The sequence below is a fragment of the Corynebacterium singulare genome, from assembly GCF_000833575.1.
Taxonomy (GTDB): Bacteria; Actinomycetota; Actinomycetes; order Mycobacteriales; family Mycobacteriaceae; genus Corynebacterium; species Corynebacterium singulare.
Window position 1 is genome coordinate 2,112,726 of sequence record NZ_CP010827.1, and the last position, 12,836, is coordinate 2,125,561.

Genomic DNA, 12,836 nt, shown 5'->3' on the forward strand with positions numbered 1-12,836 from the left:
TACTGTCATCCTTTTCTATTTCTCGTTGCTATCTCAGTAATTCAGTCCGGCAGGCAAGCTTACTCGCCCGCGAGGATTTCACTCACATAACGTGCAACGGCAGACACCTTGGCGATTGTTCCCGAATAGTCCATATAAGTCGGCCCCACCACGCCGAGCCCACCGAGCGCTGCTGCCTGGGCCCCTGTGCCGAAGCCATAGCGTGTTGCCACGACAGAGGTTTGGCGCAGCTCATCGGCTTCGTTCTCGTCGCCGATGGAGACCGATACATTGCCCAAGTCGGGCACGCGGGCGAGCAGCTTGAGCACGACGACCTGCTCCTCAAGGGCCTCGATGATGGAGGGCAGGCCTTCCGGCAGCGCCACGCGGGTGAGGTTGGAGGTGCCGGCCATGATCAAGCGATCGGAGGGCTGCTCCACCAGGGTCTCGATAAGGGTGGTGGCGGCTTTGAGGAGGTGGGGGCGGATGTCGGCCGGGGAATCGTCGACAAGCGCGGCGAGCTCCACCGAAGCATCCGTGAGCGTCTTGCCTTCTAGGGCGGTGTTGAGGATATCGCGCAGGCGGTGGGTCTGGTCCGGGTCAATGACATCCTCGAGCTCCACATTGCGCTGATCGACGCGCCCATTATCCGTAATGAGCACAAGCAGTAAGCGGACCGGGGACAGCGCCACGACCTCGCAGTGTTTGACGCGAGAGACCTTGAGGTTTGGCATCTGCACGACTGCCGCCTGCTTGGTCACCTGGGCGAGCAGCTGCACGGAACGGCGCAGCACATCTTCTAAGTCCACCCCTCCTTCGAGGAAGGTGAGCATAGCGCGTCGCTCGGGCGCGGACAGAGGCTTGACATCATGGAGCGTATCGACAAACTGGCGGTAGCCCTTCTGCGTGGGCACACGCCCGGAGCTGGCATGTTCCTGGGCAATGAGGCCCTCGGCTTCGAGCACGGCCATATCATTGCGGATCGTCGCCGAGGACACGCCGAGCTGGTAGCGCTCGAGCAGAGCCTTCGATCCCACGGGCGACTGGGAGGCGATGTAATCCGCGACGATGGCGCGCAGGACTTCTTGGCGGCGGGCATCGGTGGAGCTGGACATGACTTTAAGGTTATCCGTTCTGGCGGAATGGTGGTGGAAGCAGTGCCAATCCGCCGCGGTGTTCAGGCAGGCCGCCAGCGATGCCAGATGGTCTCTCTACTGTGGTCCCCTTAGTCTGGTTCCTTATCGGCGTAAAGGGACCATTTCGGGGCCCATTTCCCGGTCTATATGGTCTCTTTTCGCTGCACAGGGACCAAAATAAAAGGACCAGACTAGAGGGACCTTTTACAACGAGGCACTGTAAGAAAGCTGCCGAGCAGGTCTGAGGCACCTACTCATGACAGCACAAGCTAGCGAGCGCGGTCCTCAGCGACGAGGAAGTCGGTGATGATGCCATCCGCCAGCAGGCGACCGGCCTTGGTCACGCGCAGGCGGTCACCGGCGCGCTCGAGCAGGCCGCGCTCAATGAACCGCGCGGCTACGGGCTCGGCAGCCGAGGCGAGCCAAGAAGCGGGGATACCTTCGCGCAGCCGCAAGCCCAGCATGATGCGCTCGGTGTCGCGGTCCGCCTCGCTGAGCTGCTCGCGCTCCTTAATCGGGAGCTGGCCCTCCCCCACAGCCCTGATGTAGGTTCGCGGGTTCTTGACGTTGAAGAAGCGCTCGTTGCCCAGGTGCGAATGTGCACCCGGGCCAGCACCCCACCAGTTGCCGTCAACCCAGTAGATACGGTTGTGCTCACACTCGCCGCCGGGCTTGGCCCAGTTGGAGACCTCGTACCACTTGAAACCTTCCGCTTCGAGGGTGGAAGAAATCATCTCATAACGCCTGGCCAGCACGTCCTCATCTGGGGCTGGCAACAAACCCTTCGATACCTTGCGTGCCATGCGGGTGCCATCCTCCACGATGAGCGAGTAGGCGCTGATGTGGTCCACGCCGGTGTCCAAAGCGCGCTCGAGGGTGAGGGCCACGTCGGAGTCCTGTTCGGTCGGCGTGCCATAAATCATGTCCAGGTTGACATGCTCGAAGCCCGCAGCAAGAGCCTCGCGCGCGGCATCGAAAGCTCGCCCCGGGGTGTGCGCGCGTTCCAAAACGGCAAGCACGCCTGCTGATGCGGACTGCATGCCCAGGGAGAGGCGGGTAAATCCGGCGTCGAGAAGCCCTGCGAAATACTCCGGCGAGGTCGATTCCGGATTGGACTCCGTGGTGACCTCCGCGCCCGGGGCAAGGCCGAAGGTGGTGCGGACCTTCGACAACACGCGGCCAAGGCCATCCGCGCCAAGCAGGCTCGGGGTGCCACCACCGATAAAAACGGTTTCGGCTTCGCGGCCAACCTGAGCGGCGGCCATCTCAAGCTCCCTCTCCAACGCGTCGAGATAATCGCTGGTCAGGTCCCCTCCGAGCTCACCGGGGGTGTACGTGTTGAAGTCGCAGTAGCCGCAGCGTGAGGCGCAGAAGGGGACGTGAATGTAAAGACCAAAGGGATCCATGGGGAACAAAATAACCGACTCGCCCGTTGAAGCGGTAGTCTATAGTGCAGATTTGCCACCCCGATTCTTAAAGAAAGGCCCCCTGTACGTGGAACCTCCGAGTCGATGTCCCCGCCGCCTACCTAAGGCGGTGGGGTAAGCCGTGTTATCTGCAATCCTGATGATTCTGGCGGGTTTCGTCGTCATTGGCCTGATTATTGTGGCCAACGCCTATTTTGTGGCGCAGGAATTCGCCTTCATGTCGGTCGACCGCACCCAGCTGCGTCAGCGCGCGGCCGAGGGTGACAAACCTGCGGAGCGTGCCCTCGGCATCACGCAGAAGACATCTTTTATGCTCTCCGGCGCGCAGCTGGGAATCACGATTACGGGCCTGCTCATTGGTTATGTGGCCGAGCCCCTTGTGGGCCAGGGCTTGGGCAAGCTCCTCGGTGATGTTGGCGTACCGGTGGGCGTGTCCGTCGCGGTAGGTACCGTGACGGCGCTGGCCGTATCGACGGTGCTCACCATGCTCTTTGCTGAGCTCTTCCCCAAGAACTACACCATCGCGGCCCCCATGAAGTCCGCGCTGTGGCTCTCCGCGTCGACGATGTGGTACCTGCGCATCTTCGGCTGGCTCATTCACTTCTTTGAGTATTCTTCCAACGCCATTCTCAAGGTGTTCGGCATCGAGCCGGTAGAGGATGTCGATTCATCCGCCACCACCGATGACCTGGAGTCCATCGTGGATGCCTCCCACGAAGCCGGTGACCTGGACGAGGACACGTACCTCGTGCTCGATCGTCTGCTGCACTTCCCCGAGCACGATGTGGAACACGCCATGATTCCGCGTTCGCGCGTGGATGTCATCGAGCCGGAAACCACGTTGGGTGAGGTTCGGGAGATGATGTCGGAGAATCACACGCGCTACCCCATCATCGATGATGAGCACAATCCCATCGGTGTAGTCCACCTCTATGATGTGCTCGGCACCGAGCTTCCTCCGGCGACGCCGGCCCGCGAAATCATGAAGGAACCCGTGGTGGTGCCGGAGCTCATGCCGCTTCCCGACGTCGTCACAGAGCTTCGCGACGCTGACGAGAAACTCGCCTGCGTCATCGACGAGTACGGCGGCTTCGTCGGCATCGTGACCATGGAAGACTTGGCCGAGGAGATCCTCGGCGATGTCACCGACGAGCACGACCTCGAAGAGACCGAGGAAATCACCGAGCAGGACGAGACGCACTGGATCGTCGACGGTGACACACCCATCGACGAAATCGAGCGCGCCATCGGCCACGATTTGCCGGAGGGCGATTTCGAGACCGTCGCCGGCCTGCTCATCGCGCACTCCGGCGCGCTGCCAGAGGAAGGCGAGCTGCATTCCATTGAGCTCGAGGCCGAACCGGACGATTGGGTCGATGGTGATGAGGCGCCCACGCGTACGCTCAACGTGCGTGTTGAGGAAGTCGACCGCCATGTGCCCTCCGTTCTGGCTCTGGAACTCGTCGAGGAATTCCCGGAAGAGGAGGATAACTAATGACTGACACGTGGTGGTTCAACCTCATCATTACCCTGCTCATCATCGCGGCCTCCGGGTTCTTCGTGATCGTCGAGTTCTCCCTCATGGGCGCTCGCCGCAACCGCTTGGAGGAGACCGCGGAATCTTCTTCCGCCTCGCGCGCGGGCCTGCGCTCCCTCAACGAGCTGACCATCATGCTCGCCGGCGCCCAGCTGGGCATCACCGCAGCCACATTCGTCCTCGGTGCGGTGACCAAGCCGTGGGTCCATCACCTGCTTATGGCCCCGTTGGAGGCACTCGGCCTGCCGCTGGGCATTGCTGATGTCATCTCCTTCCTCCTCGCCCTTTTCATCGTGACCTTCCTGCACTTGGTCATCGGTGAGATGGCGCCGAAGTCCTGGGCCATTGCCCACCCGGAGACGGCCCTGCAGCTCATCGCTGTGCCCGCCCGCGGTTTCATCTGGCTCTTCCGCCCGTTGCTCATCTGGATCAACTCCATGGCGAACAAGCTGGTTCGCATGACCGGTGAGGAGCCCGTGGACCGCGCCGGTGCCGCCGGCTATGACGCGGAAACCCTGCGCCACTTAGTGGAGCACTCGCGCCTGACGGGCACGCTTGATGATGACTCCGCGAACCAAATCACCGGCGTCATCGAGCTGGAGGCCTCCACCGCGGCTCAGCTCGCCCGCGAGCACGGCTCTGAGATTCTGCCGCTGTCCTCCGATTCCACCGTGGCCGAGCTACATGACCTGGTGGTGCGCAAGTCCATCATGCGCGTGCTGGTCTATCCACGCGCCTCACGCATCCCGCGCATCGTGCACGTGCGTGACACCCTGCTCGCGGATCCGGAGACCCCGGTGCTGGACTTTTCCCGCCCCGCACTGGCGGTCAGCTCCTCCTCCACCGTGCAGAAGACTCTGGATCAGATGCGTGCACGCAATGAACAGCTCGTTATGGTGGGCAAGCCCACCAAGGACAAGACGGTGTGGATTCTGACCTGGGACGACATTATGGGCCAGCTGTGGCCGCAGATTACGGAGCAGCTGGATCAAGCCGCCCCGGCCGCGAAGAATCCAGGGGTCTAAAGCCGCCGGCAATAAAGAAGAGCGCCACCGAGAGAGGGAATCTCGGTGGCGCTTTCCTTTGTCCTTGTGTGTTGGCAACAAGGAAGTCTGTGGTGCGGCTGCTACGCGGTCGTGGCAGCCTTCTTCTGGCGCTTGGCGCGGACGCGGGCGACCACGGCGTCGATACGCGCACGCTCCTCCAGGAAGGGTGGCGGGTTGTGGCCGCGCATAGTGCGCACGAAAGCGGGGTGCGCCTCGACCACGGTGTGGCGCCACGCCTGCATTGCGATGAGGGAGGATTCACCCGCGCGCTTGTACAGGTTCGGCAGGGAGATAACATCGAGGTTGCGGGCCACGGCGTCGGTTTGCGCCAGCACGTACTCGACCAGCTCGCGCAGGTAGGCTGCTACAGCCGCGGTGCGACCGCGCAGGGTTTCGGCAAGCTCCGACACCACGACGGGTGGGCCGGAGATGGGCAGGCCTTCAGCGAGCGCGCGGGCGGTGAGCTGCGCGGGCTCCTCGACGTCATTATCGCCGGAGGATGCCGCCGATATAGTGCCGGATTTTAGTCCCGACACGAGCGCGTGGCGCAGGCCGATGAGCTCGCCGACGCAGCGTCCGGAATCAACGCGGGCATCCTCGACGATGTCCCCCAGTTCAGCCAAGCAATCGAGGGCGAGTTCTTCGTCCCAGTCCTCGATAGCCTCGATGAGGTGCTCAATGTAATCAACGACTTCATCGCCGATGTTATAGATTTCTTGGGTCAGCTCACGGTGGCGCAGCTCGGCTGCGATTTTGTGCATAGGCTGCCCTTTCCGCGAGAACCTCTAGTTGAGGTTTAGAGTTTTTCTGACCCCGCTGACTCTATTAGAGATCCCCGCGTCGAACCGCGCGACACTCCGAAGAAATTCACAGACTCCGCCCAGCGGCACTTGCCATCGGGCGGAGTCTGAGTCACTGGGCCCGCGTCAGTGGGCTCGCGATCTGGAGATTATTTCTTGCCGGCGTAGAGGCGCTCGATGTCGGCCGCATAGCGCTGCGCCACGACGTAACGCTTGACCTTCATGGTCGGGGTGAGCTCATTGCTTTCCTCGGTGAGGTCCTGGTCCAGAATGACGAACTTCTTGATACCTTCCGCGTGGGACACCGTGGCGTTAACCTGGTTGATGGCGTCCTGGATGTCCGCGCGTAGGCCCGGATCGGCGGAGACCTCACGGATGCCCTTGGCCGCAGAGATGTTGTGCTCGGCCTTCCAGCGCTTGAGCGCGTCCTCGTCGAGAGTCAGCAGCACGCCGACGAAGGGCTTACCGTCACCGACCACCATGGCCTGGGAAATCAGCGGGTGGGAACGCAGGATATCCTCCATTGGACCGGGCGAGACATTCTTGCCACCCGCGGTCACGATGAGGTCCTTCTTGCGTCCGGTGATGACGAGCTTGCCATCCTCATCGATCTCACCAAGGTCACCGGTGTTGTACCAGCCATCACTCAGGGCTTCCTCGGTGGCCTCCGGGTTCTGCCAGTAGCCCTTGAAGACGACGCCACCCTTAATCATGATCTCACCGTCATCGTTGATGCGCAGCGTTGTACCACCCAGCGGCGGACCGACGGTACCGATGGACTGATCCACAAAGTCCACGGCGGCAGCCGCGGCGGTCTCAGTGAGTCCATAGCCCTCATAGATGGTCACGCCGATACCACGGTACCAATGCAGAAGTTCCTGGGAAATGGCCGAACCGCCGGAAATGCAGTACTTCACCTCGCCGCCCATGGCCTCACGGATTGCTCCGTAGACAAGCTTGTCAAAAGCCTTGTGCTTGGCCTTGAGGAAGCGGTCAGGACCCTCCGGAGTGTCGAGCGCCTTGGAGTACTCGATGGCTACCTTTTCCGCGCGATCGAAGATGGCGCCCTTGAACGCGGAGGAGCCATGCGCCTTGGCGGAAGCGCCGTTGCGCACCTTTTCAAACACGCGCGGCACGCCCAGAATCAGATTCGGACGAGAGCGCGCGAACTCAATGGTGATGGTGCCGAAGTCTGCCCAGTGGTTCTGGGATGCACCACCAATGGTGACCGCAAGGGACACCGCGCGGCTAAAGACGTGCGCCAGCGGCAAGAATGTCAGCACGTGGGAACCCGGTACGGCGATGGCGCCGATCGGGTTGGTGAGCAGGCCACGGGCCTCCGCCAGCCAGTTGCGGTGGGTAAGCATACAGCCCTTCGGTCGGCCGGTGGTGCCGGAGGTGTAAACCAGCGAGGCCACGTCATCGGTAGCGGTGGCCTCAATGCGTTCGTTCACTGCGGCGTCATCAAGCTCGCGGCCCTCAAACTTCAGGGTGTCAATGGCAGAAGAGTTAATCTCCAAGATGCGGCGCAGCTGGGAAGGTGAACCGTGCAGCTGCGGGGTACCGTCCTCACGCAGCTTGAGGTGCTTGACCAGCTCAGAGTGCTCGCGAGTCTCCGTAATCGCCAGGACAGCGCCGGAATCTTCCACAATCCACTGAACCTGGGAGAGCGAGGAGGATGGGTAGACCGGAACAGAAATCGCGCCGGCAGCCCAGATAGCGTAATCCAGCAGGGACCACTCATAACGCGTCGTCGAGATCAAAGCAACGCGGTCGCCCTGCTCCACGCCGAGGGCAATGAGGCCTTTCGCCACTGCGTAGACCTCCTCGACGAATTCCTTTGCGGTAACGTTGACCCACTCGTAGTTCGCCGGACGGGTAAACATTACGCCATGTGGGCGGGCCTTTGCCGTGGCCATCATGGCCGTCAGGCAGGTCTCCCCTTCATCAATCTGGAACTGAGCTTTGGTATGTGCCTCATTTAAAGTCACAGTTGTGTCCTTTCCCACAAAAACTAAATTCCAGCCCACTCTACCAACCGGATTTATCACGTGCGTGCGGAGGGCGTGGCACAATTGGGCGATGTGACTACCCGTGATCTGCTTCAAGAGCTCGCCCAGCGCCACGGAGTGGCCTGCGAGTACACCGCCCAGAACGGACAGCCTGTGTACGTCAGCGAGGAAACTATTACCTATACGCTGCGCGCACTTGGCGTCTCTATCTCTGACCGACCTGACGATGAAGAATTAACACAGGCCCTCTTTGAGGACTACCTGGATCGCGCTTCCCGCCCATTGCCACCGTGCGTCGTGGCGCGCGAAGGCGCAGAAAAATCCTTCACTGTCCACGTCCACGATGGTGATCCCGTCACCGTCACCATTGAGTTAGAGAATGGCGAGACGCGTCCGACATACCAGGACCACAACGACGCCCCGCCTGCCGACGTCTCCGGGATCATCTGGGGCGAGGCCTCCTTCCACGTTCCTGGAGACTTGCCGTTGGGCTTCCACACCCTGAAGCTATCCTCTCCGGGCATTGGCGAGTATGAATGCCCGCTCATCGTCGTGCCGAACCACCTGAGCACAGCGGATCGCTTCCTCGAGCAGCCCGCAGCGGGTGCGATGGCGCAGCTGTACTCAGTGCGCTCCGACAAGTCCTGGGGTATGGGTGATTTCGGCGACCTGGCCGAGCTTGCAGAGATTCTCGCTCCGCACTATGACTTCCTCCTTATTAACCCGTTGCATGCAGGTGAACCGCTCCCGCCAGTGGAGGATTCGCCGTACCTGCCCACCACCCGCCGTTTCATCAACCCCATTTACATCCGCGTCGAGGATGTTCCGGAGCTGAAGCTCCTGAGCCCAGAGCTGCAGGATGATGTGGCCGAGCTGGCTTCCGAGTTCCGCGAGCGCAACCACTCCGCCGAGGAAATTGACCGCGACTCCATCTTTGAGGCCAAGCTGCAGGTACTGCAAGAGCTCTTCAACCAAGAGATGACGCCGGAGCGCCGTGCGGCCTTTGGTGAATACCAGCGCCGCGAGGGCCGCGGCCTGCGCAACTTTGCCCTGTGGTGCGCTGAGACCGAGTTGGAGCGCCACAGCGGCCGCCGCCACGCACTTGACCTCGATGTCTCCGATTTGGCGGAGTTCTACTCGTGGTTGCAATTCCTCTGCGATGAGCAGCTGGACGCCGCTCAGCGCCGCGCGCTTAATGCCGGGATGTCCATTGGCCTTATCACGGACATGGCTGTGGGCATCCACCCCAGCGGCGCCGATGCGGTCAACCTCTCGGAATACCTTGCGCCGCAGTGCTCGGTAGGTGCACCGCCGGATGATTACAACCAGCAGGGCCAGGATTGGTCACAGCCGCCGTGGCACCCGGTGCGTTTGGCAGAGTCCGGCTACCTCCCGTGGCGGAACCTGCTGCGCACCATGCTGGGCAACGCGGGTGGTCTGCGCGTGGACCACGTTCTCGGTCTGTTCCGCCTGTACTGGATTCCGCGCCACTCCAGCCCGCTCAACGGCACGTACGTGAACTATGACTGGGAAGCCATGCTGGGGATCTTGGCGCTCGAGGCCGAGCGCGCTGGTGCGGTCCTCGTGGGCGAGGACCTGGGCACCCTCGAGCCCTGGGTTCAGACTGCTCTGCAGGACATGGGCGTGCTAGGCACCACCATCATCTGGTTTGAACATGCCGATGATGGCCCCACTCCGCGCCCTCAGGATCGGTACCGCCAGATGGCGATGTCCTCCGTGGGTACGCACGATCTGCCGCCGACTTTGGCCTACTTGCGTGGCGACCACATCGCCTTGCGCGCACGCTTGGGTCTGTTGACCACCGCAGTCGCGGATGAAATGGAGCAAGACCGCGAGTGGCAAAGCGAGGTCAAAGACAACCTGCAGGCCTACGGCATGCTGGATAATCGTGAGAACGCAGAAGACGTCCTCGTGGCGCTCCACGAGTACGTTGCTGGCACTCCGTCCGCGCTGACTATCACTAATGTCGTGGACATGGTCGGTGACGTGCGCGCACAGAACCTGCCGGGCACGACGAAGGATCAGTACCCCAACTGGTGTATCCCGCTCTGCAACACCGCCGGCGAGCCGGTGCTGCTGGAGGATCTGCCGAAGCAGGAGCTTTTCCAGCGCCTAGCCCAAGTGTCAACGCGGTCGAGCTAAGACGCGGCTGAGGGCGGGCCGACTAGACCAGCAGACCCGCTACTGCCACAACAACGATGAGCGCGATCATCAACCACAGGGTCACGCTCACTCGGGATTTGGGGAGGGCCCGCTTACGCTGGGGCTGCTCTGGGCGCTCGGGGTCCCAGAGCCCTTCACGGTGATCATCGGGAGTCATGCTCACCCATCCTAGTCACGGCCTCCACGCGCGAGTACACGCGGTCAATAACCCACATGAGAAGCCACCCCATAATCGTCGCGGCCGGCACGGCGGTGACGGCAAGCACCGCCATTTGCGCCCACACTGGCGCTTGCACAAGCCATTCCATGCCCTCAGGGTAGCCTGTTGGACATGAGCAGCGCACCTCTCGACATCACCTGCCCCGCAGGCACCATCACCGGATACCTCACGGACGATGTTGCCCACTTCCATTCCATTGAGTACTCCCACATCCCAGGAGATTTCGCGGATCCTGAGCCCGCTGCCCGCCGCGATCAGGATGCGCGCACACCGCATCCGGAAAAGATTGCGCTCACCATCACCGCGCCATCCGAGCCGCTCATCACTGGCGAACGCCATGCATCTTCGCTGGCACCGGTGCTGGTCTATGTCCACGGCGGGCGCTACGAGCACGGCTCCCACGAGGACCGCCGCGCAGAAGGCACGCCGACCGCGCAGGCGGGCATTGTGCACGTGCAGCTGGGCTACCGCGTGGGACTGCCGGGCCTGGCACGTTTCCGCGATGATGAACCCAACCGCTACCGCGCCATTGAGGACCTGCAGCTGGGCCTGGAATGGATCCAGCGCAATATTGAATCCTTTGGCGGTGACCCCACCAACGTCACCCTTCTGGGCCAGTCCGCCGGAGCCAATGCCGTGCTGTGGCTGACCCGGCGCGATCACTACCGTGGCGCCTTCCGCCGTGGTGTTGCGCTGTCCCCCGGTTTCCCGCGCGAGAGCTTTGAGGAGCGCAAGGCCACGCTGCGTCAGGTAATGAAGAAGCCCATTACGCGCTCCTCCCTGGCTGCGATGAGCCAGGAGGAGCTCGACGCCGGTTATAAAAAGTTCCGCAGGAAGTACAACTTGGACATGGCGCTCGGCCCGACGCCCATGGTGTGCTCGCAGCTTGCCCAGGTCCCCCTCATCCTCGGAAGCACCCGCGACGAGTTCTATAACATCCCCGCCACCCAGAAAATTGACCGCTCTCCCTTCCGCGGGATTGCTTTGCGGTACTTGGCACCGCGTTTGGGTTTCCCGCGCAATGGCTTCAAGCCGTGGTATCAGGTGGCACGGTTCCTGGATAAGGATCGACCGTCTGGCCGCATGGTGGGTGATGCCATCATCCGCCGGTGGACGGCGGAGGTGGCAGAAAAGGCGCCGGGTGAGACGTGGATGGTGGAATTCACGCGCTCCTCCGGCCCGGCGCTGCATTGCGAGGAGCTGCGCCCGCTCTTCGGCCGAACCGAGCTGGCCGCGTGGCTGCAGGAGTACGTGCGCACTGGCGATCCTGGTTTCGAGTCCTACCGCCCCGAGCATGCCGTGTGGGAGTACAACCTGGACAATGGAGAACACCGCGTGGCGCACTCCAGCTTGGATTACATTTCCGCGGCGTTCGCCAAGGACGGCGCTCTGCTTTAGCGCAGGAGCGCCTCGCGCAGGGGCACGTGAGCAAGCTCCTCGATCATCCACGGGCTAAACGCGAAAGGCGTAGCCTGTGCGGCGGCGAGGACATCGCCAGCAGGAGCCCACGCGTAGGAATCGACCTCATCCGGATTTAGCGTCGGTTCGTCGGTGGTCTCAAAGAGGTAGACCGGGCAAAACTCATGTTCCACCACCCCAGAGGAATCCTCTGCACGGTAGGAAAAGTCCGGCAACACCAGCTCTGGGGTGCCGGTGAGGCCGAGTTCGAAGTGGGCACGGCGCACGACGGCGTCACCAGTTGCCTCGCCGGGACCTGGGTGCCCGCAAAAGGAGTTGGTCCACACGCCGGGCCACGTCAGCTTGGACAAGGCGCGGCGGGTGAGCAAAATCGTACCCTCGCGCACGACCCACGCGGAGAACGCAAAATGAAGCGGGGTATCCGCGGTGTGCACAGCGGCCTTGTCCGCCGTGCCGATAGCTTCTCCTTCAGGTGAGGCCAGAACGACGAGTTCCGTCATAGGTTAAGGTCTCCTACAAAGCGCACATTGCCAATGGTAAAGCGCGCATTCCACAGGTTGCCGGCGGCAACGTTATAGACATACTGAAGGTTGGTCGAAGCCCCTGCGCCCAGCGGGTGGTCCAATCCCGGCGCGGGCAGCGACACATTGACCTCAGGGTCATAAGGAACCGGATCAACCGCGGCCCACCCGCCGTTGCCATCGGCACGCTCCAGGGTGGGTTCCGCGAGGGCGTCGGCAGGCAGCGGCAGCTCCCCCAGGTTGTGAATCTTCACGGTCAGCACGGTGCCGCCCCCGCCGGCGTACAGTCCCTGCAGCTCATATTCCACGTTGAGGCCCTCGTCCTTGGCGGGCTCTGCCAGGTTGTCGGTCACCTCGCGGACATCGACGTCTTTAGCCTCAAACGTTGGCGGCTCCGAGCTGGAGACCACGATGTTATCCTGCGGGCCCGCGTCCGGCGGTTGGAGGATGCTGCAGCCCGACAAGGCCACCAAACACAGCGGGACGCACGCTAGGGGGAGGTAGTTCTTCACCGCGAATCCTTTTCCATCACGACTACGGTTTCTCCCCTACCTT

12 protein-coding genes are annotated in these 12,836 nt (G+C 62.2%); 4 read left to right on the plus strand and 8 right to left on the minus strand.

Translation table 11 applies throughout. From position 1 onward, the window contains the following. Nucleotides 1-59: 59 nt before the first annotated feature. Entirely contained in the window at nucleotides 60-1,094 is a 1,035-nt protein-coding gene (hrcA, locus tag CSING_RS09775) for a heat-inducible transcriptional repressor HrcA (RefSeq protein WP_042531863.1), read from the minus strand. A gap of 290 nt (nucleotides 1,095-1,384) precedes the next feature. Next, entirely contained in the window at nucleotides 1,385-2,521 is a 1,137-nt protein-coding gene (gene hemW, locus CSING_RS09780; protein ID WP_042531865.1) for a radical SAM family heme chaperone HemW, read from the minus strand. Nucleotides 2,522-2,663: 142 nt separating this feature from the next. On the opposite strand from hemW, the gene CSING_RS09785 reads away from it, so the two are divergent. Further along, entirely contained in the window at nucleotides 2,664-4,037 is a 1,374-nt protein-coding gene (locus CSING_RS09785; RefSeq protein WP_042531867.1) for a hemolysin family protein, read from the plus strand. Then, entirely contained in the window at nucleotides 4,037-5,104 is a 1,068-nt protein-coding gene (locus tag CSING_RS09790; protein ID WP_042531869.1) for a CNNM domain-containing protein, read from the plus strand. Before CSING_RS09785 ends, CSING_RS09790 begins: the two co-directional genes overlap by 1 nt. A 101-nt stretch (nucleotides 5,105-5,205) precedes the next feature. Here the strand turns inward: CSING_RS09790 and CSING_RS09795 are convergent, their stop codons facing one another. Together CSING_RS09795 and CSING_RS09800 are read right to left on the minus strand one after the other, a co-directional pair. After that, on the minus strand, nucleotides 5,206-5,886 hold the full coding sequence (locus tag CSING_RS09795; RefSeq protein ID WP_042531872.1) for a hypothetical protein: 681 nt from the start codon (nucleotides 5,884-5,886) through the stop codon (nucleotides 5,206-5,208). 188 nt (nucleotides 5,887-6,074) lie between these two features. Continuing rightward, the gene (locus tag CSING_RS09800; protein WP_042531874.1) at nucleotides 6,075-7,916 is read right to left on the minus strand and encodes an AMP-dependent synthetase/ligase; all 1,842 of its coding nucleotides are present in this window, start codon (nucleotides 7,914-7,916) and stop codon (nucleotides 6,075-6,077) included. Between the two features lie 93 nt (nucleotides 7,917-8,009). Between CSING_RS09800 and malQ the strand changes: the two genes are divergently transcribed. Continuing rightward, a complete protein-coding gene (malQ, locus tag CSING_RS09805) occupies nucleotides 8,010-10,100 on the plus strand; it encodes a 4-alpha-glucanotransferase (RefSeq protein WP_236683961.1) in 2,091 nt (696 codons plus the stop codon). Nucleotides 10,101-10,122: 22 nt separating this feature from the next. On the opposite strand, the gene CSING_RS13850 is transcribed toward malQ, so the two are convergent. Beyond that, entirely contained in the window at nucleotides 10,123-10,278 is a 156-nt protein-coding gene (locus tag CSING_RS13850; RefSeq protein ID WP_168162220.1) for a hypothetical protein, read from the minus strand. Further along, complete coding sequence (locus CSING_RS13855; RefSeq protein ID WP_168162221.1) at nucleotides 10,265-10,429, minus strand: hypothetical protein; 165 nt, start codon at nucleotides 10,427-10,429, stop codon at nucleotides 10,265-10,267. Before CSING_RS13855 ends, CSING_RS13850 begins: the two co-directional genes overlap by 14 nt. Nucleotides 10,430-10,452: 23 nt before the next feature. Here CSING_RS13855 and CSING_RS09810 point away from each other — a divergent pair, with 23 nt between their 5' ends. Further along, nucleotides 10,453-11,739 (plus strand): carboxylesterase family protein, encoded by a 1,287-nt coding sequence (locus CSING_RS09810; protein WP_042531876.1) that lies wholly within the window; start codon nucleotides 10,453-10,455, stop codon nucleotides 11,737-11,739. Here the strand turns inward: CSING_RS09810 and idi are convergent. Next, nucleotides 11,736-12,260, minus strand: a complete 525-nt coding sequence (gene idi / locus CSING_RS09815) for an isopentenyl-diphosphate Delta-isomerase (RefSeq protein ID WP_042531878.1) — start codon at nucleotides 12,258-12,260, stop codon at nucleotides 11,736-11,738. The two genes, CSING_RS09810 and idi, sit on opposite strands and share 4 nt — an antisense overlap. Next, nucleotides 12,257-12,793, minus strand: coding sequence for a polysaccharide biosynthesis/export family protein (locus CSING_RS09820; protein ID WP_042531880.1), 537 nt, complete (start codon nucleotides 12,791-12,793; stop codon nucleotides 12,257-12,259). Before CSING_RS09820 ends, idi begins: the two co-directional genes overlap by 4 nt. Nucleotides 12,794-12,836 lie beyond the last annotated feature (43 nt).

Bases quoted from the DNA above. Each gene is read 5' to 3' on its own strand.
- hrcA (WP_042531863.1), bottom strand. From the start codon at position 1,094: ATGTCCAGCTCCACCGATGCCCGCCGCCAAGAAGTCCTGCGCGCCATC.
- idi (WP_042531878.1), bottom strand. From the start codon at position 12,260: ATGACGGAACTCGTCGTTCTGGCCTCACCTGAAGGAGAAGCTATCGGC.
- CSING_RS09810 (WP_042531876.1), top strand. From the start codon at position 10,453: ATGAGCAGCGCACCTCTCGACATCACCTGCCCCGCAGGCACCATCACC.
- CSING_RS09790 (WP_042531869.1), top strand. From the start codon at position 4,037: ATGACTGACACGTGGTGGTTCAACCTCATCATTACCCTGCTCATCATC.
- hemW (WP_042531865.1), bottom strand. From the start codon at position 2,521: ATGGATCCCTTTGGTCTTTACATTCACGTCCCCTTCTGCGCCTCACGC.
- CSING_RS09795 (WP_042531872.1), bottom strand. From the start codon at position 5,886: ATGCACAAAATCGCAGCCGAGCTGCGCCACCGTGAGCTGACCCAAGAA.
- CSING_RS13850 (WP_168162220.1), bottom strand. From the start codon at position 10,278: ATGACTCCCGATGATCACCGTGAAGGGCTCTGGGACCCCGAGCGCCCA.
- CSING_RS13855 (WP_168162221.1), bottom strand. From the start codon at position 10,429: ATGGAATGGCTTGTGCAAGCGCCAGTGTGGGCGCAAATGGCGGTGCTT.